Here is a 26,659-nt window from a genome sequence, read left to right on the forward strand (position 1 = left end):
GGGGAATTACTAATTTTTTACAGCGTTAAAGATTGGGCATCATTTTCGATTAATTTTGCCAAATCTTGTAAAAATGCTGCCGCATGAGCACCGTAAATAATCCGGTGATCGGCGGTAATATTTACCTGCATTTGCTGTTTGACTCCCATCATTCCATCAGCAGTTGCTACTACTTGGGGACGGGCGGCACCGATCGCTAAAATTGCCCCTTGTCCAGGTGGTAAAATCGCATCAAAGCGGTCTACACCAAACATTCCCAAGTTGGAAAGGGTGAAAGTTCCAGAGTTATATTCTTGGGGTTGTAATTGTTTGGTGCGAGAGCGATCGACTAAATCTTTCCAACTACGCGACAAGGAATAAATATCTAATTTGTCAGCATTTTGCAACACTGGCGTAATCAAACCACCATCATCCATTGCCACTGCAACGGCAACATTAATTGCTGAATTATACTGAATTCCTTGTTCGGTATAACTCGCATAAAGCAATGGGTGTTTTTGCAAGGTTACTGCCACCGCTTTCGCTAACAATGCCGTCATTGTTACACCTTTGGACTTAATCTGTTTGTAGAGTTTGTCCAAGTTATCAGTAGTAATGGTGTAACCAACGTGGAAAATCGGCACTGATAAACTGGCTACCATGTTCCGCACTACGGCATTTTGCAGCGTACTAAAGCCGACAACTTGACCGGGAACTGCGGGAATGGGTGCGGGTGCAGGTGCAGCTTTAGCTGCGGGTGGAACTGTTGCGGGTACAAAGGTGGGAACTGTGGGTGCAACGGCTACAGGTGCGGGTGCGGGTGCTTTTCCGGCGGCTGCTTCTACGTCTTCTGCTACAATCCGACCGTGAGGGCCGCTACCTTTGAGACTATTTAAGTCTACTTTCAGTTCTTTGGCTAGTTTCCGGGCGCGAGGAGAAACTGCGATTCTATCGCTACCACGTCCTGCACCGTTGGAAGTAGCCGCTGCTACGGCAACAGGTTCTTCTGTCTTTGCGGGTGCGGGAGTTGGCGCAGCTGATTGAGTGGTTTTGCCTGCTGCTTGTTGCTTGGCTGTTTCTATTTCGGCTTCTGTTTCTGCGACTAAGGCGATCGCCGCACCCACAGGCGCAACTCCACCCGCTTCTACAATAATGGTGGCTAAATATCCTCCATAGAAGGACTCTACATCCATATCTGCCTTATCTGACTCCACCACCACCACTGTTTCGCCTTTCTCAATCTTGTCCCCAGCAGATTTTACCCAGGAAACAATTTTGCCTTCGGTCATGGTGGAACTGAGGGCGGGCATGAAAACTTCGTGAATCATTGCTAATTCTTACTTGCTAATTACTAATTGACTCTGGTCATTTGTCCTTTGTCATTCGTCATTTGTAATGGTTTTTAACCAATGACCCATGACATAAGACATAAGACTTTTAATCCTAAATATCACCGCGAATTTCTTCTACTACTCCGTCTCGTAGCAGAATTTCAACTTGCCATTTATCCAGCAAATTGTCTCCCAATTCCACAGTAAAAATGCTTTCAATTGTGCCTTGACTCACTTCTTGGTTGAGTTCCAATAATTGCACTTGTTGGAGTTGTTGCAGAGATTGATTTTTCTGTTCTAGCAACTCGCTTTTTCTTTGATTGACCTGGCTTTGAATGTTGTCTATTTGTTGCATTACTTGAGGGCCAGGAGGCTGAACGCTTTGTTTTTGCAGTTCAGTAATTGCTCTTTGTCCTTGAACTTCTAACTGTTGCAATTGCTGATCGATTTGATTGAGTTGTCCTTGGAGTTGTTGTTGTGCTTCTTCCTTCCAACGAGGGGTCACAATGGCCTTAATGTTAACTGGGCGCTTTAGTAGAAGTTGATTTTTCGGAGTATCCATGACTAGGTTTATCTTTTATTCTGGTTAAGGAGCGATGTTTCATCAGTAGAACTTGCCGAAAAAATGCAAATATATTTAAAGTTTTAATTTGCATTTTTTCCTGCAATATGCAATTATAATTCCTCAAGGTGAAAGAGTGAAATAGGCTGTTTTCTACTTCACCCTTTATTTTGCCTGATGTCGGGATTTGCTCTACAATTGCAGGGTAACTTCTCACTGATATTTTTAGAACATCCCGTCGATCATATCGCGATAGCGTTCCATAACGACAGGTCGGCGGACTTTCAATGTTTGAGTTAACATTCCATTTTCGATCGAAAACGGTTCCTCAAGCAATCTCAAAGGGCCAATGCGATCGTCAGGACGGAACCCTGGACGGTTCTGCACTTCGCGAGTCAGTTCTTTGCGGAATAATTCCTGAACAATCTTACTATCAAGTTTGATTTGTTCGTGGTCAGCTGAGAAGGTTTCGTTAGGTAGCACTAATTGTAAGTTTTGCGATAGTGCCCATTGTTTGAGGGCTTCCATGTTTGGCACAATTAGAGCACCGAGCGATCGTTGATCCTGTCCCACTAGCATAATCTGATCGATATAAACACTACGCAAACAAGCATCTTCAATTGGTTGGGGTTCAATGTTTTCCCCATTGGTCAGAACGATTGTATCTTTCTGTCTGCCAGTGAGTACCAAATCGTTATTTTCTGTTAACCATCCCAAGTCACCGCTATCGAACCAACCTTCTGGATCGATCGCTTTTTTCGTAGCTTCCGGGTTCTTATAATATCCTTGCATCACCTGCGGCCCCCGCAGCAACACAATCCCAGTTTTCCCCACAGGTAAAGGTTGGCGAGTTTCTGGATCGACAATTTTCGCCTCCGTACCGGGAATGGGTTGTCCGGCGGAACCTCTGATATTATGCCAATAACGACGGGCGTGGGTAACGGGGGAAGTTTCGGTTAAACCATATCCCACCAAAATTTCCAACCCAACAATTTGATAAAAGTTCTCTAAGTGCATCGCCAGAGAACCACCACCACTGATAAAATATTTCATCCTTCCACCAGTAGCTTCTCTGACTGTTTTATATACTAGCTTTTCCCCTAAAAAGTGCAAAGGCCAATAAATAATTGCTTGCAGTCCTCCTAATAATTTTTCACCCAATGCAGGCGGGTGAGGTTTTAATACTAAACCTTGCCAAATTCCCTTTCCTTGAATGTGACGTTGACTAAATTCCAACAAGTTATTAACTAATTTTTGCTTATTCGCTGGTTGTTCCCGGAATTTCTTTTGCACTCCTTCATAAACTGATTCTAAAAGTCGGGGAACACCGATCATATATTGCGGTTTAAAGTCTTTGAAGTCTTGTTTAATATAGCGAATGGTGGTATAAATTTGGTGACATCCTTGAGACAGGACATAATATTCAGCAGTTCGTCCAAAAGTATGCCAAGTCGGAAGAATGGAAAGGGCAATATCTCCCACATGAGGTTGGATAACTGCGCCCAAGGTGGTAAGTTGATGCAGTAAATTTCCGTGAGTTAGTCTTACGCCTTTGGGTTTTCCGGTAGTTCCAGAGGTGTAAAGTAAAGTGGCGAGGGTGTTGTGATTTTGATTAGCTGATTTTAACTCTTGCGATGTACCAGCTGCCATTACTTGAGAAAAGTTGAGAACTTTGATTTCTCCAAAAGTTTCGAGTTGTTCGTCTGTGAGTAGGACTATCAGTTGGATGGGTAATTTTAAAAGACGATCGCCTAATTTTTTCAGCGTCTTGACATCTTCTACTACTAAAACTGTACTACCGCTATGCTCGATAATATACAATAATTCTTCGGTTTCCGCAGCCGAGGAGCGAACTACATCCGCTGCCCCAGCCATCATAATACCTTGGTCAGCAATCATCCACCGATAACTATTGTCAGAAATCAGGGCGACACGGGGCGGATCGGAAGAATCATCGCTTTGTGTTAAAGATAGTAAACCATTTGCTTGCAATCCAGTGGCGAATTGCTGGATTTGTTGGTAAAGTTGAGCGTAGGTAAGTACGATCTCTGGTTTACTGTGTGGATCGTGGAGTGCGATCGCATTGGCGAATTTTTGGGCGGCGATCGGCCAAATTTCCGGCAAAGATTGGGCAAAAGAGTAATCTACAACGAGTTTCAGCTTTTCCCGTTCCAAATCGGACATTTTGTAAGAACTGGCAGAACTAGCAGGGTTTTTCATACTCATATCTCTAACCACTTACGCTTTCACCATAACTCTTAGCTAGGCTATTTTAGCGATAATCTGTAGACAGAATCACTTTTGTCTGTCTCAATTCCCGATCGTTCCTGCACAGAAACTTTATTGTTTAGCTTACCTTATACCATCCACAAGTTATTCAAAATCCATTTTTGCTCTGCGCTCTGGGTTTTAAGTTTAAAATAATACTGTAATCAGTTTGAGCAAGGGAGTAATCAATATGACATTAACAGATTGTCTATTACTGACATTAGTGAATACCGTCATTTGCATTACTTTGCCCAAAGTATTGTCACTAATCAAATCAAATCAAGCTAAAGGCTCAGTAAATCTAAACTAACATTGCCACAGCAATAATTATCACAACAAACTGTAGAGACGTTGTATACAACGTCTCTACAGTTTGTTTCTACAGATAGCTTTTTGTAGGGTAGGCATCCTGCCTGCCCAATATCATAGATCAATATCTTCACTTATCTATAATTGCACCTACTTATTTATTTTGTTGTTGTTTTCTCCATAAAGCGCGAACAATGCGAATTTCTCCATAGCTGTATTCTTCTTCGAGATGTTCGTAAATTGGCTTTAACATTTCTACAGCACCAATTTCTTCCATTGCTTGCCAAATAGTTGTTTGCCGTTCAGGAGAAACTAATTTATCTATATCTACAGTTTCTCCCATTTCGCACAATTCTGCTAAATGGGAGAAAATAGTAGAAGGTTTGAGATTACGTTGTTGGGCAATTTCTTCGACTGTCAAACCTTGCTGAAATAAGTCTAAACTGATTAATTGAGTTGTGGAAGGTTCAGGTTTTTCGATTTTCCCATTATCAGTAGCTACTGACAAACCTTGTTCTTGGCGATAGGCACGAATTTCTTTGAGGAAAATTGACCCATATTGGGAGAGTTTACTGCTACCAACTCCCGAAAGTTCTCCGAATTCTAGTAAAGTTTCCGGTTGCACTTGCGCCATTAATTTCAAAGTAGAATCAGGGAAAATTACGTAAGGGGGAACACCTTGATCGTCAGCCAGTTTTTTCCGCAAAATCCGCAACTTTTCATATAATACTTCCATTCCGGCTTTTTTCAGGTTCTTCTCTTCTTGAGTTACTTTCTTTTCGGTAGGAATCGCCAGAAAAACTTGCCGCTGTCGGCGCATAACTTCCCAACTTAAAGGATTAAGTTGCAGAATAGCATAACCATCTGTACTTTGTTCTAATATACCTTGGTGAATTAGCGATCGCCCCAAAAACTTCCACTCATCAGCAGTTTTATCCTTACCAATACCATAAGTAGAAAGTTCATTATGCTTATTTTGTAATACCTTCTGACCTTTAGAACCTCGCAATACATCAATAATATGAATCATCCCAAATCTTTCTTTACACCTAGCGACACAAGAAAGAAATTTCATCGCTTCAATTGTCCAATCTTCCACAGGTTTGGGATGGCAACAATTATCACACTTACCGCAATTTCCCGCAAAATATTCCCCAAAATAACTTAACTGAATTGTCCGCCGACAGTCTGTTCCCTCAGCATAATCAATCATTCTTCGTAACTGCTGACGGGCGATCATTTGTTCTTGAGGATCGGTTTTTTGATCGATTCCCCATTCAATCTTTTTTATATCACCAAAACTAAAATAAATGGTACAGTCAGCAGGTTCCCCATCTCTCCCCGCCCTACCCGCTTCTTGATAGTAACTTTCGATGTTTCGAGGCAAATCATAGTGAATTACTAACCGCACATCCGGCTTATTAATTCCCATACCAAAAGCAATCGTAGCAACGATTACCTGCACATCATCTCGAATAAACCTTGTTTGATTAGTACTGCGTTCCTCATCACTTAAACCTGCATGATAAGGCAAAGCATTTACCTCATCTCTTTGCAATCTAAAAGTTAATTCATCAACACTCTTACGACTGAGACAATAAACAATTACTGCGCCTTTAGCTTGGCGAATTTGTAATAATAATTCCGTATAACTGCTTTTAACTTTCGGACGAACCTCGTAATAAAGATTTGGTCGATTAAAACTAGCAATATGAATAAAAGGATCTTGTAAATGTAACTGTTGAATAATATCTTGACGAACTCTTTCGGTAGCAGTAGCAGTTAATGCCATAACTGGCAAATCTGGATAACGTTTACGCAACAACTTTAACTGCCGATATTCAGGACGAAAATCATGTCCCCACTCAGAAACACAGTGCGCTTCATCAATAGCAAAACCTGCAATTCCTACTTGATGCTGCACTAAATCTAAAAATGGTAAAAACTTTTCACTTAATAACCTTTCCGGGGCAACATAAAGTAGTTTAGTATGACCATTGCGAATACTTTCTTCTCGATGCCGCACTTGCCAACCATTCAAACTACTATTGAGAAAGGTGGCGGAAATCCCATTATTTCGTAATGCCTCCACTTGGTCTTGCATCAGAGAAATTAGCGGCGATACCACCACTGTTACACCCTTTTTTAACATGGCTGGCAGTTGAAAGCAAAGAGATTTCCCCCCGCCTGTTGGCATGATAATTAACGAGTCTTGGTTTTGTAAAGCTTGGGCGACAATTTGCTTTTGTCCGGGGCGAAAGCTATCGTAACCAAAATAGTGCTTGAGTGCCTTTTCCAGGGAGGGAAACTGAGACATGATTTAATCAGTAGTGCGCTGATGATAAGAATATTTTAGATCCATTGCTGGACAGTGATGAAATTTTATCAGCGATTAGTTTATCCTAAATAATTGTACTGGCAAATTCGCAAGGGAAAAATTACAGATGGCGAAAGCAATTTGGAATGGTGCTATTTTAGCAGAGAGCGATCGCACCGAGGTAGTCGAAGGAAACCACTACTTCCCCCCCGACACCATCAACAAAGAATACTTTAAAGACAGTAGCACACACACCACCTGTTCTTGGAAAGGAGTCGCCAGTTACTACACCATCGAAGTAAACGGACAACAAAACAAAGATGCCGCTTGGTACTACCCCCAAACAAAAGATGCCGCCAAAAACATTCAAGGATACATAGGATTTTGGAAAGGCGTAAAAGTCGAAGCCTAACTTATAGCTTGTAGCTTGTAGGGTGCGTTAGCGCAGCGTAACGCACCATTCCACCAAATTGAGTATCAAGGCGCAATACCAAATCCGGGGCACCCTACAAATCAAATCTTTCCCAGTGGAATGGTGCGTTACACTGGCGTTAACGCACCCTACAAATCTGTAGGGTGCGTTAGCGCAGCGTAACGCACCATTCCTTTAATTCCAACTAACCAGAACTAGCCCTAAAACTAATCGACATAGCAGCCAACTGAGCAGTATCAACTGACCTCACACTAGAATCAAAAGAAGCATACAAACTCCGACTCCCACGACTTCCCCTATCCAAATCACCCAACAAATCATCAATCACCGAACCAGCATCATCATCCAAAGACAAAGGCCCACCCCTTTCCCCCCGACTAACCGCAATAGACTGCAATTTCTTCAACGCCTCTCGTAAAGGACTAGCACTAGCAATTACCAAAACCTCCACATTTCCCAAAGGCTTACCAACAGTAATTTTAAAAGAATCTTTCCCCAATTCAGGAATTTGTCGCCTTTCCCCAGCCTTAATTAAAGCAGCATCACTTGTAGCCGTCCAACTATTAGGAAACAAAACCACCATTTCCCCTTCCGGCGTAATTACCAACAAACTAACAAAAAGGTCTTTATCCTCCTGATTTTCAACCAAAAATTGCACGCGAGTTCCCAAAGGTAAATTAGGAATTCCCCCTTGTATTTCCCCGGAATTTGGTTTAATATTATTAGGTAACTGTGGCGAATTAATAGCACCTCCCCGAACCGTAAAAGCACTCGCCGCCACATCAATTGGTTGTCCGGTTTGAGAATCTAAAACTTTCATCAAAGCCGAAACTTTCAACTTAGATGAATCAGCATTGAGAGTTAATTTAACTAATCTCGCCGCTAATAAAGAGCGAAACTTAGCCTTTAATCTTTCAACACCAGCCGTAACATTTTCCTTAGCACCACCAAAAGAACCAGGAATTAAATCTAAACCAGGTGCATATAAACCCAAACTACCAACCGGGGGAATATCAGCAACCTTTCTTTCTTGAAGTTCCTGGTAATTCGCCTCAGTCATCCGACCAAAAATATATTGTACCTCCATTTTTCCTAATTCTACTGGTTCAATCCGATTCAGGCGAGAAAGGGCTTGAGAAGCTGTTGGTTTATCTGCCCCTAAAGACTCATCTAAACCAATGCGTAAACTTAAATTATTTGGAATTGCCCTAGCTTGTTCTTGTAAAATTAATCCCGGTTTAATTCCCTTTGGTTGGGAAGTTTCGAGGATAGTTCCTTGGGCGACTAATCCATTATTTGGATTGCGGGAATCTAAGCGGACAATTCCCAAAATTTTGCTTTGATTATCTACAATAGAAAATAGCGCATTTTTGTTAAAAGCAGCAATAGATTGCGGTTCAATTCCGCCCAACCAAAACTCAACTGAATTACCTGCAACTTTAGTAATCACAGCTTCAGCCGAGGGGAGTTGATGTTTCAGGAAATAAGCAGGTTTTTTCTCGTTATTGCTATCTTTTTTAACTTCAAATTCCGGGATTTGTCGGGTACTAGAAATCCGGGTAGTGCTGCGAGCAACATTGGCGATAATACTATTAATTGGTTCATCAGAGGTACTTTGCCAAAGATATTGAGTTAAAACATAAGTAAAAGCCCCAGCATGAAACCCATCAAAAGGCGTATCAGCCGCTAATTGACTTCGCGCCGCCGAAGCAATTACAATACCTTTAGCAATACTTTTTTGGCGTTCTTGTTTCAGCCATTCCCGTGATTTCCCCATCTGAGAAAGCCATTGTTCCTGATAGCTTCGTTCCATTGGGCTAGGGTTAACTCTTGCGCCGCCATTAATCGCACGAATAGTTAAATTACCGCGTTTTCCGCCCCCGGAATGACAGCTATCCAGAACTACCGCTACATTTTCGGTTTGTAAGGCAGACATTAATAAAAAGAGAGTTTCCCCCATGACATCCGAGACAATTATTTGCTCTGCTGATTTGGAAATTTCCCGGTCAATTGGCACAAAGGTACTATTTAATTGGTCAGATGCACCAGTATCAGGGTCAAAGACTTGGGAACCATGACCAGAAAAATGATAAACTACCACATCTCCCGGTTTGGCTTGTTTAATTAAGTGTTCTTCAAAAGCTTCTAAAATTCCTGTGCGGGTGGGTTTAATATTCGTTTCATCGGTGACTAAAAGAATATCTTTGGGATTAAAACCAAAGCGGTGAATTAGTAATTCTCGTTGTAAATAAGTATCATTGATGCAACCTTTTAAGGGATCATTAGGATAGTTGTTAATTCCCACTAATAGCGCCAGTTTCCGGGGGGTGTTTTGTGCCAAGACTTTGGCATAGCGCCAACTGTGTTGTTGAATATCGAGTTGACTTAAACCTAGAGTGGCGAGGGTAGATGTAGCAAATTGAAGAAAATGACGACGTTTCATGAGGGGCGGGGTTAAGATATGAGGCAATATTTTCTAGAGATAGCTTAACTTAGGACGGGGAAACATCATGAACCGGAAAACGCTGCTGTGGACAACTGCCCTTATCGCTACATTGGGTATTGTAACGGGTGTTCCTGGTGGGATTTTGGCGCAAATGCCAACCGTCTCAACCAAACAGTCTGCTGAAGTGGAAGAAGCCAAACGTCTTGGTCAACAGGTTATTCAGCTTTACCAACAGGGTAAATATGCAGAAGCAATTCCCCTCGCACAACGCTCTCTAGCCATCCGGGAAAAAGCTCTGGGTTCTGAGCATCCCGATGTGGCTCTGAGTCTCAACAACCTGGCAGCACTGTACGAACAGATGGGCAACTACGCCCAAGCGGAACCTTTGTACCAACGCTCTCTAGCCATCTTAGAAAAAGTCCTGGGTTCTGAGCATCCCGATGTGGCTGGTAGCCTCAACAACCTGGGATTACTGTACCGACGGATGGGCAACTACGCTCAAGCGGAACCTCTGTTCCAACGCTCTCTAGCCATCTGGGAAAAAGCCCTGGGTTCTGAGCATCCTAATGTGGCTAGTAGCCTCAACAACCTGGCAGGACTGTACCAAGATATGGGCAACTACGCCCAAGCGGAACCTTTGTACCAACGCTCTCTAGCCATCTTAGAAAAAGTCCTGGGTTCGGAGCATCCCGATGTGGCTACTAGCCTCAACAACCTGGCAAAACTGTACCAAGATATGGGCAACTACGCCCAAGCGGAACCTCTGTTCCAACGCTCTCTAGCCATCTCTGAAAAAGCCCAAGGTTCTGACCATCCCGATGTGGCTACTAGCCTCAACAACCTGGCAGCACTGTACACACAAATAGGCAACTACGCCCAAGCTGAACCTCTGTTCCAACGCTCTCTAGCCATCTGGGAAAAAGCCCTGGGTTCTGACCATCCCGCTGTGGCTAGTAGCCTCAACAACCTGGCAGGACTGTACCAAGATATGGGCAACTACGTCCAAGCTGAACCTTTGTACCAACGCTCTTTAGCCATCCGGGAAAAAGCCCTGGGTTCTGACCATCCCGCTGTGGCTAGTAGCCTCAACAACCTGGCAGTACTGTACCAAGCGCAAGGAGACATTGCCCGTGCGCTGGCATTTTTGACTCGTGGTGTTAATCTCCAAGAACAACACCTAGCTGTTAACCTAACTATTGGCTCAGAATCTCAAAAAAGTGCCTACATGGACACTCTTTCCGGGACAACAGATGCAACTGTTTCTCTGCACGTCCAAGCTGCACCCAACAACCCGGAAGCGGCACGCCTCGCCCTCACTACAGTTTTACGCCGCAAAGGTCGCATTCTGGAAGTTCTCACCGATAGCCTCATCAGTCTGCGTCAAAACATCACCCCAGAAAACCAAACTTTACTCGACCAACTTAACGCTACACGCAGCCAACTCGCTGCCCTAATTTTCAACAAACCGAAAAATCTGCCCCTGGAACAATATCGCACTCAAGTTGCCAACCTGAAAACCCAAGCGGAAAAACAGGAAGCAGAATTAGCCCGTCGTTCCTCTGAATTCCGCAAAGTTTCTCAACCTGCAACCATTGAAGCTATTCAAAAACTGATTCCTCAAAATGCGGCTTTAGTCGAATTGGTGTTTTACTATCCTTGGGATGCCAAAACTGACAAATTTGGCAAACCTCGTTATGTTGCTTATATTCTCAACCCTGACGGTAAGATTCAATGGGTGGATTTAGGGGAAGCAGAACCTATTAACCAAACTGTTACCGAATTCCGTCAAGCTTTGCAATCTCAATCTCCCAATATCCAAAAAGTTGCCCGCACTCTCGATGAAAAACTCATGCAACCAATTCGGCAACGTTTGGGCAATACTCGCACTGTTTTAATTTCTCCTGATAGCCAACTTAATTTAATTCCTTTCGCTGCTTTGGTTGATGAAAATAATCGCTATTTAGTGGAAAACTATTCTATTACTTATCTCGGTTCAGGACGTGACTTATTGCGCTTACAAAATCCCGTCGCTAGTCGTTCTAATCCTGTGCTTTTAGCTAATCCTGATTATAGTAATCCCGGCAATCCAGCGGTGCAAGTTGCTAATAAAACTCGTGGCAATAATAGCCAACGTTCCAGCGACTTAGCCCAAATCCAATTCGGCCCTCTACCCGGTACACTCAAAGAAGCAGAAGCTATTACTCCTCTGCTTTCGGGAATCCAAAAATTAACAGGTTCCCAAGCTACAGAAAACGCTCTGAAAAAACTTAAAAACCCTCAGATTGTACACATTGCGACTCACGGCTTTTTCTTGGAAGATGTGGAATTAGTCGCACCGCCAACTGGGTTTAGTCGCAGTCTTTGGGTTGAACCTGATTTTAGCGTTAAACCCCGTCGTCGAGTTACAGGAAATCAAGAAAATCCGTTGTTGAGGTCTGGTTTAGCAATGGCGGGTTTTAATGTTCGTAAAAGTGGCGATGAAGATGGGGTTTTAACGGCGATGGAAGCTGCTGCTTTGAATTTATGGGGAACAAAGTTAGTGGTTTTATCTGCTTGTGAAACTGGGGTGGGAGATGTGGCAAATGGTGAGGGTGTTTTGGGTTTGCGTCGTGCTTTTGTGTTGGCGGGTGCGGAAACTCAGGTGTTGAGTTTGTGGAAGGTTGATGATGATGGAACTAAGGATTTAATGGTGAGTTATTATCGCCGTTTGTTGAATAATGAGGGGCGTTCGGAAGCTTTGCGTGAGATTCAGTTGGAGATGTTGCGTGGTAATAAGTATCAACATCCTTATTATTGGGCGGCTTTTATTCCTTCTGGTGATTGGAATGCGATGGGGGCGGTGTCGCGTTGATAGAATTTGTTATATTTATGTCCGACAAGATTACCCAAAACCCTGTAGAGACGTTGCATGCAACGTCTCTACAGGGTTTTGGATTAAAGATATTATGGCTGAGCAGCCGGATATGATATAAGGGTGGATTTTGTTTTCAATTCTTTGGTTGTGATGACAGAATTTTCTGCTAAACCCGCCCCTACAAATCAAATTTTTCCCAGTCCCCAGTCCCCAGTCCCCTGTGGAAATATGGTGGAATGGTGCGTTACACTGGCGTTAACGCACCCTACAAATCACATCTTTCCCAGTGGAATGGTGCGTTACACTGGCGTTAACGCACCCTACAAATCACATCTTTCCCTGGTGAAATGGTGCGTTACACTGGCGTTAACGCACCCTACAAATCACATCTTTCCCAGTCCCTTTTATTCGGCTAAGTCGAGTTTTAGTTCGACTCTGTTAGTATCATTTCGCTCATTTTCTCGGAAAGGTACGGCGTTAATTGGTTGGGGAGTTTGGCGATTAATTTGTAATTCTGTATCTCTCCCGACTTGTAAGGGGTTGCGACTGCCTTTTTTTGTCATTTCATAGCTTTCATTAATTCGGATAGCCCCAGCATTTGGGCTAAAGAATTGACGATAGTCGCCTTCTACTGTGCGAGTTTCAATTCCTTCTAAAGAGTCACCTGATAAGGTGAAATCATCCGTTTGTCGATCGCGTATTGTCGGAGACTGTGCTTGTACTGAGCCAGCTAAGACAATACTGGTAGACGCTAAAATTAGTAAATTTGTTGGAATGATGGTTTTCATTATTTTGAACCCAATTAAATTTGGTTTCTTTTCGGGTTTGAAAACTTATTTATTTTTATTATTAATATATAATAGTTCTAATCAAGGAACAGTTATCTTCTATACTAATAAATTTTAATTGTTAGAAATATAACTTAAAATTAATGTCAGTTGTCTGTGGGTTTGGCAATTAACAGTTAAGGTATGCAATAATGTTATTTTATTCATTTATATTGGTACCGTAAGTTAAGAATTGAGAAATTTTTCAAAGGATTTTTTCATTCTATTAGCTGAACAAAATATATGGAACTGTCCGATCGCTAATAGACATCTGCAAAAAAGTAGAGACGTTGTATACAACGTCTCTACAAAGGTTCCAAGTAACGCACAATTAATTTCTGGAGATGTCTATTAGCTTAAGGTATGGGTGAAGCGATCGCAGCTACTCTTTTAAGGTCAGTCACCGCACAAAACCGCCGAACTCACCAGGAATTTATAGTTGCTCTTGAGAAAAGAAATCTGCTATACTCATTTATCGTGTGAATCTGTTATTATATAGATTCAAGCGGATGTGGCGGAATTGGCAGACGCGCCAGATTTAGGTTCTGGTTTCGCAAGAAGTGAAGGTTCAAGTCCTTTCATCCGCATAAAAATTTCATTTTACCAAAGCAGTATGTTACTACTGTTGTCGCGCCACATTATTTGTCGGCGTTGACACTGATTCCAGCCACTCTCGACGGTTAAAATAAACAATATTAATTGTTCGCACGAAATTATATGACGCTGAAACTTAACTTTACAGGTTCTACCGATGTGGGACTTATTGCTTCTACTAATAAAGATGCTTACTATATAGATCCTGAAGGACGATTTTTTATAGTTGCTGATGGTAATGGTGGTTATGAGGGAGGAGATGTAGTCAGTCACATTGCTACCCAAAAAATTCCCGCTTATTTGTCAGAAAAGTGGCAATCTTCTAGGAATTCAGATAAATTATTAGAATTTGCTTTTTTAACAGCTAATGAAGCAATTTTGCAGGAACAGCAAGATCATCCTGAACTTGCTGACATGGGAACTTCTGTGGTTGTGGTAATTTTTCGTTCTCCAGAGTCGCCTATTTGTGCTAATGTTGGAAATTGCCGATTATACCGCTGGCGCGAATCACAATTAGAGCAAATCACAGAAGATCATACTTGGGTAGCTAAAGCTATCAAAGCAGGAGATATTACCCCTGAAGAAGCTAGGGTTCATTCCTTCCGTCATTTGATATTGAGTTGCTTGGGACGTGAAGAAATAGCTTCTCTGAAGATACAGCCAGTAGATCTGAAAGTTGGCGATCGCTTACTATTATGTAGTGATGGACTTACCGAAGAACTCACAGATCGAAATATTGCCGACTATCTCCAACAAGCATCGACTCTGGAAGAAGCAGCATCATCTCTGATAGAAGCTGCAAAAGAGAAAGGTGGAAAAGATAATATTACTGTAGTTTTAGTAGACTTGTTGTAAACTGATTGACTGGCAAAAGATTCCCGACTTCTGGCAAAATTCGGGAATCTAAAGCATCCATTCTAAAACAATTGCTACTCGATTATCCTTTCTTTGCCTAGCATTCTGTTTCTGAATATCTGTAGATAAGCGAATATTTTGGGTTAAAGCATAACCAACAGAAATAGTAGTCAAACCCACCTCTTCACTAGTACCAGGAGACACCCAACTTTGCGTTAAAGAAATATCGCCTGCGCCAGTGCGAGAAAACACAAACAACAACTTTGCACCAACATTTAAACCACTAGTATTGTATCTATCAGTATCTATATGACGATAACCAATTACGGGTGCAATATTAATGTAACCACCTAAAGGCAAAATATAGTAACGTAAATCTCCGCCGTAAAGAGTGTAATCACCATCAAAGGAGGTGTTGTACTCGCCACTTAAAGTTAATCCAGTTTTCCCCAAAAATATATCTTCTACACCTATTTTAATTCCTGGTGTGCGATCGTCCGAAGTATACTGAGAATAACCTAACCGCAATCTTGTGCGAAAGCTAGGATCGTTTCTAATACTCTCCAAAACATTGGGAACTTTCCGCATCCAGCGCCGCAATACCGGACTATTTTCGATAATTTCTGGACTTAAATCTAAATCTCTTGCTGAGGAGTTAGGCGTTGCTGTTTCTGGAGTTTGGGGAGTTTCCTGAGTTGGTGCTGTTTCTGGAGTTGGTTGAGTTTCTGGAGTTTGTGCCCCAACAGATGTTGCTACCAGAGTTAAGCAACTGCTAATTAATAGAAACCAGTAATTTAATTTCATCTTGTATTAATTTTAGGGGGTAAGTAGTCAGTACTTGGTAGGGGTAATTGAAGAAATTAGATTGAAGATTTTGGATAGGAATTATAGCAGATTTACTCGGATTACCAAATTCCCATTACCAACTACCTACTACCCACTACCAAATAAATACATTACTGCATTATTGCTAAAAAAAAAACGATTCCGCTAGTAGCAGAACCGTCATAATCAAGGAGCAACTAATGAAAATTTATTTGACTGTTCCTTGCAAAGATGTTACATCAATTGGTTTCATCAAATACAAACGCAAGAATTGCCAACCGTTAGAAATATACAGAGGTAATTTCCGCAGCAATTGCAGGAATTTTGGCTGATTCGAGTTAACTATTTCGGTCAGTTTGGCATTATTTTGGACACAAACATCCAAACGCTGATAGAATTCTGGATTATTGACATCCAACATTACTGGGAAGACTCTACCAGCAGTTTCGTTGGTCTTTTCAATCACGTAGATATCATAATCCCGTGCATTTAGACCAATCGCCGCATAGAAATCAGCCCGCTGAATGTCATTGAGGAACATGGTAGCAAATACTGACAGCAGGAAGAACCGACACCAGAGTTTTGCTTTCCAGTCGTTCAAAGTGTCCGGTTGCGCTTTCATTACCGCATCAAAGAAGTCGCCGTGACGGTTTTCATCCTGACACCAGTTTTCAAAGAAGCGGAAAATCGGATAAACTCGGTCTTCGGGGTGTGCTTCTAAGTGACGGTAAATGGTGATATAGCGCCAGTAACCAATCTTTTCGGAAAGGTAGGTAGCGTAGAAAATGAATTTTGGTTTAAAGAAGGTGTATTTCCGGCTTTTTGTCAGGAATCCTAAGTCTAAGGACAAGTTAAAGTCAGACAACGCTTTGTTGAGAAATCCTGCGTGACGCGCTTCATCCCGTGACATCAGGTTAAAGCATTCCGCCAAAACCGGACTTTTATCTTTTAAGCGTCGTCCAAGTTCTTTGTAAAGTAGGAATCCAGAGAACTCAGCAGTGCAGGAACGTTCTAGGAACTCAACGAACAACCTGCGAGTTTCCCCGTCGATGTGGTCCCAGGATTGTTCAAATTCTGCATCCCGGACAAAGTGATGACGATTATAGTCAGCGCGGAACTCTTCTAAAATCGCTTGCAGTTCGTCTTCGTTGGGTGAGATGTCCATCCGCGCCATTTCGTCAAAGTCAGTGGTGTAAAACCGAGGCGTGAGGATGGTTTCTTTTGCCGGAACTTTTATTCCTGGGCGTAATTCTTCAAAACTGGGTTTCTTAAGGGAATCTACCATAGGTGTCTCTGTTTTTTTGATCTAATTAAGATCGATCGCTGCTGATGATGCGACGCTTGTTAGGGCATGGGTTTTAGTCTACCAAGGTATCGCCTCTCTTAGATGAGCGATCGCGTTAAGACTTGCAACAATGTATCAAGTTTTGTTACAACTAGCTGCTACCAAACCAAGAGCAAACACTTAATAACAAAATAACTATCATAAAAAAATGGACGATCGCAAAATAACTAATTCAGCAATGAATAACGTTAACAGTAACGTTGGTAATAATGTTGGCACGAGCTACGTACTTTGGTTAGCTTGCTTGCTCCAACTACACGGTTTACACCGCATCTATAACCGCAAAATGTTCACAGGCGTTATTTGGCTGTGTACCTTTGGCTTATTTGGAATAGGACAATTTATTGATTTATTCCTAATTCCCGGAATGGTAGAAGAGCATAACTTAAAATTCCGAGGTAAATTCGGTTATGCACCTAATGGCATACCTTTAAATCAACCAGCAGTTTCCCAAACTCTCCCCTTAAACCGTGACCAACTAATGGTTAAACTAGTCAAAACCGCAGCTGCTAGAGGTGGCAAACTCTCAGTTACTCAAGCAGTTATGGATACAGGTATGACTTTTTCGGAAATAGAAGGCGCATTAATGCAATTAGTAAAAGCTGGTTATGTCAGAATTGATAACGATCCCGTTACTGGTGTTGTAGTGTACGAATTTGTCGAACTCCTCTAGATCCCCGACTTCTTGAAGAAGTCGGGGATCTAGAGGATCTAGAACTAATTTCTGACTAACCACTTTTGGGCATTTAAACGTTGGACAACGCCAAACACCAGTAAATCTAAACTTACTTTCCGTTCATCAATTAAGAAAGGTTCAAGAGTGCTAGGTTTACCGCCATTTTCTGAATAGGAAAAACCTTTTTGTCCGTTAATATTTTCTGACAAGAAATACACGCGGAATTGACGTTTACCATTACCCCAGCTACCAATAACTTGCCAGCATTCCGGCTGTGTTGCATAGCCAATGACAGGGATTTTTTGCTTCTCCAACTTTAGCTCTAAATCCTGAACACCTTGTTTAGCTAAGGACTTTGTTAATGCGGGAAAATAATCTTGGGGAATAAACTCGGCAAAAGGTTTATCTTCAACTGCGGGCGCTTTTTCCTTTTTCGCAGCAGGGGGTTTTTTCGCCGCTTTATCACCTACCGCATTAGGATTTTGTTCCGAACTAACTGCGTTAGGATCGGGTGCATTAGCACTAGGAATATCTGTCGCTACAGGTGAGTCAGTGCTGGGAGCATTTTCTTCGGAAACACTAGGAGCTTGCTGTTCTACAGTGCTAGGAGCGACTTCTCCCGCTTCATTGTGATTGGTTTCTTCTGCCATAACTCAGTTCAACCTTTAATTTAAATTGGTAATTCTGGACTTAGCTGAGCAATTTCACCAGCTAAGAGGCAAGACACATATTTTTACAATATCGAATAATCTGCAATAAAGGGACTGGGGATTAGGGACTGGGGACTGGGAAAGTTTTGAGTAGGGGCAATTCATGAATTGCCCCTACAGAATTTTCTTTCTCCCCTGCACCCCTGCGCCGAAAACTCAACCGCCAGCTACAGCGGGAACGATGCTTACTTCGTCGCCATCTTTTAAGGGTGTGGCTTTTCCTTCCAAAAATCTGATGTCTTCGCTGTTGACGTAGAGGTTTAAAAAGCGGCGAATTTGTCCTTGTTCGTCACATAAACGTGATTTAATGCCGGGACAAGTTTCGTCTAAAGAATCAATTAATTCTTCGATACTGTCTGCGCTGCATTCTATAGTTGCTTGCTCGTTGGTAAACTTTTGCAGGGGTGTGGGAACTAAAACTTTAACGGACATAGTTAATTCGGTAATTGGTCATTGGTGATTATTAATGGGTAATTGGTGTTTTTTTTTCACCCATTACCCATTATCTATTACTGAGATCTTGCACGCTTGAGGCGGAGCCTCTATTTCTCGTGACCAGGTTGAACCTGGTCACGAGGTAAGGAGGTTCTACCTCCTTTACTGCAAGATCTGAGTATTAGCACGATCGCAAAACGCAAAAAGCTAATACTGATACAAGCACTTGTTGCCACGAAGCGTTCTAAATCTGTAGGGTGCGTCAGAAGCTTAAAATTAGTGCGCCTCGCATAAATTTGAATTGTCTGACGCACCTTACTAAATCTAGCTGTCAACTTGCGTTAATAATTACACAAGTACTTGTTGCCAGTCGAGGCGTTCTAAGGTACGAGAACGTTCCAACGCACGCTCGAAACTGTCTAATTTTGGTTCAATTGTTAAAGGTTCGCCGATGTAACCTTGAACTGCTTCCTGAGTTTTCAAACCGTTTCCGGTAATGTAAACTACTGTGGTTTCTTCGGGGTCAATTTTACCAGCTTCGACTAATTTTTTCAGTACGGCAATTGTGGTTCCGCCTGCGGTTTCGGTGAAGATACCTTCGGTTTCTGCCAGTAGCTTCATGCCTTCCACAATTTCGGCATCGTTTACTGATTCAATGTTACCGCCTGTTTTCCGCGCTACTTCTAAGGCGTAGATGCCGTCTGCTGGGTTGCCAATTGCGATCGACTTAGCAATTGTACTCGGTTTTACTGGTTGCACAAAGTCCCGATTTTCCCGGAAAGCTTGAGCAATGGGAGAACAACCGTCAGCTTGTGCGCCGCTAAATCTCACGCTCTTATCAGCAACCAAACCTACATTAATAAATTCTTGGAAACCTTTGTAAATCTTGGTGAACAAAGAACCAGAAGCCAAAGGTGCAACTATATGATCTGGTAACTCCCAACCGAGTTGTTCGGCAACTTCGTAACCCAAAGTTTTGGAACCTTCGGAGTAGTAGGGACGCAAATTAATATTGACAAATCCCCAACCTTGTGTATTAGCAACTTCACAGCAGAGACGGTTTACTTGGTCGTAATTTCCTTGCACTGCCATGACGGTAGGGCCATAAATCAGTGTACCCAGGACTTTTCCGGCTTCCAAGTCGGCGGGGATGAATACGCAGCAGTCGAGTCCGGCGTGGGCTGCGATCGCAGCTGTAGAATTAGCCAAGTTACCAGTGCTAGCACAAGAAACCGTAGTAAAACCCAACTCACGAGCGCGAGTCAAAGCTACCGATACCACCCTATCTTTGAAGCTCAGGGTAGGCATATTGACTGCATCGTTTTTAATATAAAGCTTTTTCAAACCCAGGCGACGAGCCAAACGATTTGCGCGAACAAGGGGAGTCATCCCAGTTCCCACATCAATGGGGTTTTCCGTTTCCACTGGCAAAAATGCCCGATAACGCCAAATCGAATTTGGGCCAGCTTGAATAGTTTCGCGAGTCACAGAACGACGAAGAGCATCGTAATCATAAGCCACTTCCAACGGGCCAAAACAGAATTCGCAAACGTGAATTGCCTTGGCTTCGTATTCAGCACCACACTCTTTACACTTCAAACCTTTAACGGTGCTTGTCTTTCCTTCGTTTGGGGTTGTAATTGCCTGAGTCATGATCTTGCTCTCTCTCTCGCTCTGAAAATCTGTCGAACTGTCAACTCTTTGGAATACTATCACGCCCTCAAAATCACGTCAAACATACCCGACTTTTTTTGTCGGGTTTAATTTTTCCCAGTCTGTTGTTCCCACTCTCGCGTGGGAGCAGCACTGAAGCGTCTACAACAAACAGTCCGTTTTTTCGTTCCCCAGTTCCACTTGAGAACGAGATCATCAGATTTGGGTGATCTTACGCAGGGGCAAAGGGGGCTATACGCACCGTTTCCCTGGTTTGTAACATTTTTGAACATTTTTCCCCATAAACCCGAAAGAGCCAGCATCACTTCTCACTTCTATGAGTTCAGGTTGCGTCCTATTATCACATTTTTATCCAAAAAGCAAGAGTATCTGGGAATGTAGAGTAACAATCTATACGGAAAAACTGGTTAATCTACTAGGTATTTCTATCTAAAACACCTAGAGAAAAGTTCAACAATTACTCTGATGGGTTTAGCAAACCGAATAATTTAAATTTAAGCCATCAGCCAAAGAGAAGTGGAGAGAAAACATAAAGTATCAAAGCTTCATCTAGGCATGATATCTGAATCAACAAGTTTGTTTAGGAGATTGAACCATGTCTTTACGTCGTTTCTTAATTGCTTCCAGCTTAATTGTTACCCCTGTTGCTACCATTGGTTTAGCACCCGCAGCCTTTGCTGACACCACTGCTAGCGTTGGCCTTTCCGGTACAGTCACCTCAACTCTTGCGATTACATCAACAACAACCACAGATGCTTCTGCTTTACCTCTAAGTACAGCTGGAAACCAAGTGGCGAAAATTGCCGATTTAACTGTTACAACTAACAACACTGCTGGTTTAACTTTAACTGCCAGCACTGGCAACTTGACTTCCGGTACTGATACAGTTCCTTTCACGGTTACAACCGTTGATGATGCTGCTACAGCACCCAGTACTTTTGCAACTGCCTCTGGTTCTAATTACACTTTAAACGTTAACTCTGGCTTAGATGCAAGTACAGGTAGCAAGAACTTAGACTTGTACATTCAGGTGCAAAACCCAACTCTGCCGAAAAGGGGTAGCTATAATGGTACGGTGACATTAACTGTTACTGACAATAGCTAAAGTGTCAACAAATTATTAGATTGTAGATTTCGGATTTTGAATTTTCCTCATACCTACAGTTAAGGGGTTGAAGATTTTGAATTATTAATGCAAGGATGTTTTTCATAGTTGTAACCAGGGATTTTTACCAAAAGATATTTTCTAAAATTTCAAATCTGAAATCTCAAATCTAAAGTAATACAACAGGGCAGAAATGATTGAGTAGTTGAGAGAAGGGAAGAAGCTGAATAGAAAAACCTTCTTCCCTTCTACTTTATTTCAGTAGTTAACTGTTAATTATTAATTGCTATTTACTTGAGCAATGAAACATTCATTTATCCAGACTTGTTTGAGTTTGTTGCTGTTAGCAGGTATGCCACCAGCATTTGCGGGAAATATCACACTCACTTCTAGCAATCAGGCAAATAATTTGCCGTTAGGAGGTGAGGGAGGAACGCAAAATACGCAAATTATCAAGGTAGGAACTATTAGTTTAAGTACTACTTCCGCAAATGGTTTTACTTTAAATATAATCGGCAGCAATTTAACTAAATCAGAGGGAGTAACTCCGATTGTTTTTCAAGTTACCACAGTTCCGAGTGGTAGCGGAACGCCCGGTGCCGGAGCTTTCACCACTGAAGCTACGGAAAACTACTCTTATGTTAACAATAATCCCAACGCTTCAGAGACTAGAGATTTGTATATCAAATACACTCCGGCAAGTTTGCAAGATCCGGGAAATTATAGTGCTTCTCTCAATTTAACGATCGCAGATAATTAACAAATATCAAACTATGAAACTTTCCATTCGCCGCTTCCTTAGTTTAATTGTTTTTCTGCTAATTAGCACAATTTCGCCAGCATTAGCTTTTAAGTTAGACCCAATTACTAGGATATTTGAGCCAGCGGGAACGGGTGCTACTCAGTCTTATCAAGTTGTGAATGATACGCCGGAACAGATAGCTGTGGAAATCTCGATGGTTGAGCGCAAAATTAATTTAGAAGGTCAAGAAACTACACAAAAAGCTGATGATGATTTTTTAGTTTATCCATCTCAAATTGTCCTACCACCTGGGGGAGTGCAGTCGGTTCGGGTTACTTGGTTAGGCAATCCTAACCCTGAAAAAGAACTTGCTTATCGCATTGTTGCAGAACAATTACCAATTAATTTGAAAAAGCCAGTTCAATCAGAACCGCAGACAACTACTGGCGCTGTAAAAGTGGTGTTTCGCTATCTTGGATCGGTATATATTCGCCCCAAAAATGCACAGTCAAAGGTAGTGGTAGGTAACGTTAATCATGAAAAGGGAACAGATGGTAGCGATCGCCTAGCAATCACCTTTGATAATCAAGGAACTCGCCGTGCTATTTTATCTGACTTAAATTTAAACCTAACTAGTGGAGGAACTCAAATTACTCTGAAACCAGAACAGTTAGAGGGAGTGAATAATAGTGCTATCTTGGCGGGTAATCAACGACGTTTTGTGATTCCTTGGCCTCAGCAGTTACCAGTAGGGCCAGTCACAGCAACCTTGACTTTTAAAGATGTTCAATAAGTCCAAGTTTAGCAAAAATTAACTTCTTCAGCTAGGGGGTAGAAATGATGATTTGTCTTTTTTCTACTCCAGTTCGATTTTAAAGAAACTTAATAAATCAGCGTCATTGGGTTTCTTTTTTTTAAAAGAAGCCTTTTTTTCGGATTTGATCTGAAATTATAGGAAAGAATGTGTAATCGCGAACATGAAATTCAGGTCGATCGATGGCAATCAAGTCCGAAATTGAAAATTTTCATTACTTACTATTTTTCTCTTTAAGTTATATCTTGTTGAGTGGTAAAGCGAGTTTGGGGCAAACATTAACTCTGCCGCCCTCTTATGAACCGCATTTACCCGCATCAGAGACAGAAAGAGGAAATCAAGACCAAATATTTGAAGAAGTTTTTGGTCAGCGAGGTAATCGATCGCAAAAAGTGATCGTACCATTTTTTATTGATGAACAACAGCGAGGACAGGCATTACTAACGCTAGGCGCAAGTCCCGCAGTCCGAATTCAAGCTGCACCTTTGCTGACAGAAACAGCAAAAGTTATTCGTCCCGATATTCAGGAAACATTGACAAGTGCGGTGGATGCTGAAGGTAATCTCAGTTTGGAAGTTTTGCAACAAAATGGTTTACTGGCAACGTTCGATCGGGCAAAATTAGAACTACAAATCCAAGTTCCACCTGCTTTAAGGCGCACAAATGTTGCTAATTTGCAAGGTCAAAGATTACCCCCTGGAGCAGAAAATGCTCTGCGTCCTAGTACTTTTAGCGGATATGTAAATTTCCGGGTCGATCAAGATTATATTTGGTCTGGTGAAGGACAGATAGATAGAGGACGACAACCCTTAATTTTTGCTATTGATGGGGCGTTGAACTATAAAAACTGGGTTTTTGAGGGACGCACTGATTTTTTAGAAGGAAGAAACCCTGCTTTAATTAGAGGAGATTTACGAATAGTACGGGATGCACCAAATCAAACTTTACGTTATGTTTTGGGCGACCTTTCTATTCCGATTACTGGATATCAAAATACTCGACCTCAGCTAGGATTTTCTGTAGAAAGAAACTTTGGTTTACAGCCTTATATAGTAACTCGACCAATTAGCCAATACGAGTTTTTCTTAGAGACACCTTCTAGAGTTGATGTATTAGTTAATGGTCGATTAGAACGCACTTTGCAGTTACCAGCAGGACGGCAAGATATTCGCGATCTTCCTTTAAGTGCGGGTACTAATAATGTGGAATTAGTCATTACCGATGATGTTGGTCGAGTGCAGCGGCTAAATTTTTCTAATCCGGTAGCGGCTGAATTATTAGCACCGGGAGTGCAGCAATTTGCTTATAGTTTGGGGTTTCCATCTACTAGCAATTTTGCCGATCGCACTTACGATTTTCAGAAACCAACCCTTACTCTATCACACCGTTTAGGCATAAGTAATAACTTAACTGCGGGTGGTTATTTCCAAGGTGATTTTGACCAACAAGTTCTAGGAGTTGAGGGTACTTGGGCGACTCGTTTGGGTAACTTTGGCTGGGATATTGCCCTCAGTCACGATAATGGAATTGGCATTGATTATGCTGCTAGATTACGTTACGAATACCTACAAGTTGGTGCTAATAATGCGGCGCAACGTTCTTTTCGCATCACTGTAGAATCTAGGGGAGAAAATTTTACTAGAGTCGGAGAAGAAAAGCCCCGAAATGACTTTTTATACGATATCACTGCTGATTACAGTCAAAAACTCTTTTGGGATATTCGAGGTAATCTGAGTATTCGATATGAATTTGGTCGCGAAATCCCAGATACTTATAGATTTGCTCTGGGACTTTCCCGCTCTTTTCGCAATGGTTTAAATGTTAGTTTAAATGTGAGTGAAAGGCGCGATTTTAGCGGATTTGATGAGCAACGTGCTTACATAAGTTTATCTTGGTTGTTGCCCCAAGGTCGTCAATTTATCCAAGCAACTTCAGATATTACTAATAGCAGAGAAGCGATCAATCGTTTAACCTGGAATTACAACCCACTGCAAAATATTGGAGTACCAAGAGCCTCTGTTGGTTTGACACAAGATGGTCAAGGTTATGATATTACTGGTCGATTATCTTATACTGGTTATCGTTTTACTTGGGATTTATCTCATGACACGCTTTTTTCAATTAATGGAGATAACGCCAACGGAAATATCACTCAATTTAGTTTTGGTACAGCCTTAGTTTTTGCCGATGGACATTTTGCTTGGTCCCGTCCAATTAATAATAGTTTTGCGATCGTAGTTCCCCAAGAAAGTGTGAGAGGTCAAGTGATTGGAGTTAATCCTAGTTTGAGTGGCTACATCACTCGGATTGATAATTTGGGGTTTGGTGTAGTGCCAAATTTAGACCCTTATAATATTACTAGATTGCTCGTCGATGCACCTAATTTACCTGTGGGGATGGATTTGGGTGAGCGATCGATCTTAGTATTACCCACTTATCGCAGCGGTACAGTAGTCCGAGTAGGAACAGATGCAACTGTTTTCTTACGAGGAGTCTTATTAAATCCTAACGGCGAACCAGTTTCTTTACAATCGGCACAAATAGTTTCTCTCTCCGATCCTAATGGGAAACCAGTGACATTTTTTACTAATCGTGCGGGTAGATTTGCTACTTCTGGATTAAAGCCAGGACGTTACGAAATCCGCTTGTTTACTAATCCGCCTAGTGTACTTCAATTTGAAATTCCTTCTAATACCAGAGGAATCTATGATTTAGGTACTTTAAAACTGCCTGTAAATTAACATTAGTCCGTTGTTCCCACTCTCGCGTGGGAAGAGCGCTCAAGCGCAACAACGAACCGTCCGGGAAGAGCGCTCAAGCGCAACAACGTACTTTTAAAATGCTTCTCCGATGAAAGTGAAAGCTGCCCAATCTTTTGGATGAGGGCGAGTTTTCATTATAGTTAACATTGCCTGACGTAACGCTTGCGCCTTATTCGGATTTGTCCTCATTTGCTGATAAAACTCCTTCATTAAATCAGAGGTTGGGGCATCAGGAACCGCCCACAAAGAAACAACTATGCTGGGTGTTCCCGCAGTAATAAAAGCGCGAGATAATCCAACTACTCCATCACCTGTAAGTTGTCCTCTCCCAGTATCACAAGCACTTAAAACTACTAAGGAAGCATTCAATTTTAAATCGAGTATTTCATCAGAAGTCAGCAAACCATCTTCTTTTGCGTCGGGTGTAAATGCTAATGCACCCGGTACTCCTGCACGATATTTTCCTTGCAGTTCTCCATAATCTAAAAGTCCGTGTGTGGCGAAGTGAATAATGTTAGCTTGGGAGATTTGAGATTTAATTGTTGCTTCTTTAGCTTGAGAACCAATTAAAGGTTGAGTATTGAACAATTTACCAATTTCAATTGCTTCTTCTTGTGCTCCAGGTAAAGGTGATAACTGTTCCGGTGGTTCACCGATTTTTAAGGTTAAAGATGGCATGGTTGGATTACCGACAATTAAATTTTGGAAACTCTTTTCTCCTGCACCTCTGCTTTGCTGCATTTCTGCTTTTTTAGCATGAGTTAATTCTAAGACTTGAATTGAGGGTGCGGTGAGA

The 26,659-nt window shown here is 41.9% G+C and carries 20 protein-coding genes and 1 tRNA gene; 9 read left to right on the forward strand and 12 right to left on the reverse strand.

All coding sequences use genetic code 11. The annotated features are described in order from the left end of the window. Nucleotides 1-17: 17 nt before the first annotated feature. From ACE1CC_RS36515 to recQ, 4 genes are all read right to left on the reverse strand, one after another. On the reverse strand, nucleotides 18-1,307 hold the full coding sequence (locus ACE1CC_RS36515) for a dihydrolipoamide acetyltransferase family protein (protein ID WP_413275338.1): 1,290 nt from the start codon (nucleotides 1,305-1,307) through the stop codon (nucleotides 18-20). A 115-nt stretch (nucleotides 1,308-1,422) separates the two neighbouring features. After that, nucleotides 1,423-1,872 carry a YlqD family protein gene (locus ACE1CC_RS36520; RefSeq protein WP_413275339.1) on the reverse strand — a complete coding sequence of 150 codons (450 nt, stop codon included), beginning with the start codon at nucleotides 1,870-1,872 and terminating at the stop codon, nucleotides 1,423-1,425. A 225-nt stretch (nucleotides 1,873-2,097) separates the two neighbouring features. Next, entirely contained in the window at nucleotides 2,098-4,092 is a 1,995-nt protein-coding gene (locus ACE1CC_RS36525; RefSeq protein WP_413275358.1) for an AMP-dependent synthetase/ligase, read from the reverse strand. A 511-nt stretch (nucleotides 4,093-4,603) separates the two neighbouring features. Next, nucleotides 4,604-6,766 carry a DNA helicase RecQ gene (recQ, locus tag ACE1CC_RS36530; protein WP_413275340.1) on the reverse strand — a complete coding sequence of 721 codons (2,163 nt, stop codon included), beginning with the start codon at nucleotides 6,764-6,766 and terminating at the stop codon, nucleotides 4,604-4,606. Nucleotides 6,767-6,893: 127 nt separating this feature from the next. On the opposite strand from recQ, the gene ACE1CC_RS36535 reads away from it, so the two are divergent. Beyond that, nucleotides 6,894-7,178 carry a DUF427 domain-containing protein gene (locus ACE1CC_RS36535; protein WP_413275341.1) on the forward strand — a complete coding sequence of 95 codons (285 nt, stop codon included), beginning with the start codon at nucleotides 6,894-6,896 and terminating at the stop codon, nucleotides 7,176-7,178. A gap of 205 nt (nucleotides 7,179-7,383) precedes the next feature. Here the strand turns inward: ACE1CC_RS36535 and ACE1CC_RS36540 are convergent, their stop codons facing one another. Further along, nucleotides 7,384-9,642: a caspase family protein gene (locus ACE1CC_RS36540; RefSeq protein WP_413275342.1), complete on the reverse strand. Its 2,259-nt coding sequence runs from the start codon at nucleotides 9,640-9,642 to the stop codon at nucleotides 7,384-7,386. A gap of 67 nt (nucleotides 9,643-9,709) precedes the next feature. On the opposite strand from ACE1CC_RS36540, the gene ACE1CC_RS36545 reads away from it, so the two are divergent. After that, on the forward strand, nucleotides 9,710-12,496 hold the full coding sequence (locus ACE1CC_RS36545) for a tetratricopeptide repeat protein (RefSeq protein WP_413275343.1): 2,787 nt from the start codon (nucleotides 9,710-9,712) through the stop codon (nucleotides 12,494-12,496). 407 nt (nucleotides 12,497-12,903) lie between these two features. On the opposite strand, the gene ACE1CC_RS36550 is transcribed toward ACE1CC_RS36545, so the two are convergent. After that, nucleotides 12,904-13,287: a hypothetical protein gene (locus ACE1CC_RS36550; protein ID WP_413275344.1), complete on the reverse strand. Its 384-nt coding sequence runs from the start codon at nucleotides 13,285-13,287 to the stop codon at nucleotides 12,904-12,906. Nucleotides 13,288-13,831: 544 nt separating this feature from the next. Here ACE1CC_RS36550 and ACE1CC_RS36555 point away from each other — a divergent pair. Further along, nucleotides 13,832-13,913, forward strand: a tRNA-Leu gene (locus ACE1CC_RS36555). 136 nt (nucleotides 13,914-14,049) lie between these two features. After that, entirely contained in the window at nucleotides 14,050-14,775 is a 726-nt protein-coding gene (locus ACE1CC_RS36560; protein ID WP_459563967.1) for a PP2C family protein-serine/threonine phosphatase, read from the forward strand. A 48-nt stretch (nucleotides 14,776-14,823) separates the two neighbouring features. On the opposite strand, the gene ACE1CC_RS36565 is transcribed toward ACE1CC_RS36560, so the two are convergent. Together ACE1CC_RS36565 and acsF are read right to left on the reverse strand one after the other, a co-directional pair. Next, nucleotides 14,824-15,579: a hypothetical protein gene (locus tag ACE1CC_RS36565; RefSeq protein WP_413275346.1), complete on the reverse strand. Its 756-nt coding sequence runs from the start codon at nucleotides 15,577-15,579 to the stop codon at nucleotides 14,824-14,826. A 229-nt stretch (nucleotides 15,580-15,808) separates the two neighbouring features. Then, complete coding sequence (acsF, locus tag ACE1CC_RS36570) at nucleotides 15,809-16,885, reverse strand: magnesium-protoporphyrin IX monomethyl ester (oxidative) cyclase (protein ID WP_413275347.1); 1,077 nt, start codon at nucleotides 16,883-16,885, stop codon at nucleotides 15,809-15,811. 208 nt (nucleotides 16,886-17,093) lie between these two features. On the opposite strand from acsF, the gene ACE1CC_RS36575 reads away from it, so the two are divergent. Further along, nucleotides 17,094-17,618 carry an NINE protein gene (locus ACE1CC_RS36575; RefSeq protein WP_413275348.1) on the forward strand — a complete coding sequence of 175 codons (525 nt, stop codon included), beginning with the start codon at nucleotides 17,094-17,096 and terminating at the stop codon, nucleotides 17,616-17,618. 44 nt (nucleotides 17,619-17,662) lie between these two features. Here the strand turns inward: ACE1CC_RS36575 and ACE1CC_RS36580 are convergent, their stop codons facing one another. The 3 genes from ACE1CC_RS36580 to thrC form a co-directional block, all read right to left on the reverse strand. Further along, nucleotides 17,663-18,271: a DUF2996 domain-containing protein gene (locus ACE1CC_RS36580; protein WP_413275349.1), complete on the reverse strand. Its 609-nt coding sequence runs from the start codon at nucleotides 18,269-18,271 to the stop codon at nucleotides 17,663-17,665. A 216-nt stretch (nucleotides 18,272-18,487) separates the two neighbouring features. Further along, entirely contained in the window at nucleotides 18,488-18,763 is a 276-nt protein-coding gene (locus ACE1CC_RS36585) for a MoaD/ThiS family protein (RefSeq protein WP_413275350.1), read from the reverse strand. A 351-nt stretch (nucleotides 18,764-19,114) separates the two neighbouring features. Continuing rightward, nucleotides 19,115-20,419 carry a threonine synthase gene (gene thrC, locus ACE1CC_RS36590; RefSeq protein WP_413275351.1) on the reverse strand — a complete coding sequence of 435 codons (1,305 nt, stop codon included), beginning with the start codon at nucleotides 20,417-20,419 and terminating at the stop codon, nucleotides 19,115-19,117. Between the two features lie 616 nt (nucleotides 20,420-21,035). Between thrC and ACE1CC_RS36595 the strand changes: the two genes are divergently transcribed. The 4 genes from ACE1CC_RS36595 to ACE1CC_RS36610 all read left to right on the forward strand — a co-directional run bounded on the left by ACE1CC_RS36595 (nucleotide 21,036) and on the right by ACE1CC_RS36610 (nucleotide 25,842). Then, on the forward strand, nucleotides 21,036-21,545 hold the full coding sequence (locus ACE1CC_RS36595; protein WP_413275352.1) for a hypothetical protein: 510 nt from the start codon (nucleotides 21,036-21,038) through the stop codon (nucleotides 21,543-21,545). Between the two features lie 301 nt (nucleotides 21,546-21,846). After that, nucleotides 21,847-22,305 carry a hypothetical protein gene (locus ACE1CC_RS36600; protein ID WP_413275353.1) on the forward strand — a complete coding sequence of 153 codons (459 nt, stop codon included), beginning with the start codon at nucleotides 21,847-21,849 and terminating at the stop codon, nucleotides 22,303-22,305. A gap of 13 nt (nucleotides 22,306-22,318) precedes the next feature. Next, nucleotides 22,319-23,080, forward strand: a complete 762-nt coding sequence (locus ACE1CC_RS36605) for a fimbrial biogenesis chaperone (RefSeq protein ID WP_413275354.1) — start codon at nucleotides 22,319-22,321, stop codon at nucleotides 23,078-23,080. A gap of 203 nt (nucleotides 23,081-23,283) precedes the next feature. Further along, a complete protein-coding gene (locus ACE1CC_RS36610) occupies nucleotides 23,284-25,842 on the forward strand; it encodes a fimbria/pilus outer membrane usher protein (RefSeq protein WP_413275355.1) in 2,559 nt (852 codons plus the stop codon). A 93-nt stretch (nucleotides 25,843-25,935) separates the two neighbouring features. On the opposite strand, the gene ACE1CC_RS36615 is transcribed toward ACE1CC_RS36610, so the two are convergent. Next, the coding region (locus ACE1CC_RS36615; protein ID WP_413275356.1) for a CHAT domain-containing protein at nucleotides 25,936-26,659 on the reverse strand (724 nt) is incomplete at its 5' end.

Origin of the sequence: Floridaenema aerugineum BLCC-F46 (genome assembly GCF_041929345.1) — a bacterium.
GTDB classification, from domain to species: domain Bacteria; phylum Cyanobacteriota; class Cyanobacteriia; order Cyanobacteriales; family Aerosakkonemataceae; genus Floridanema; species Floridanema aerugineum.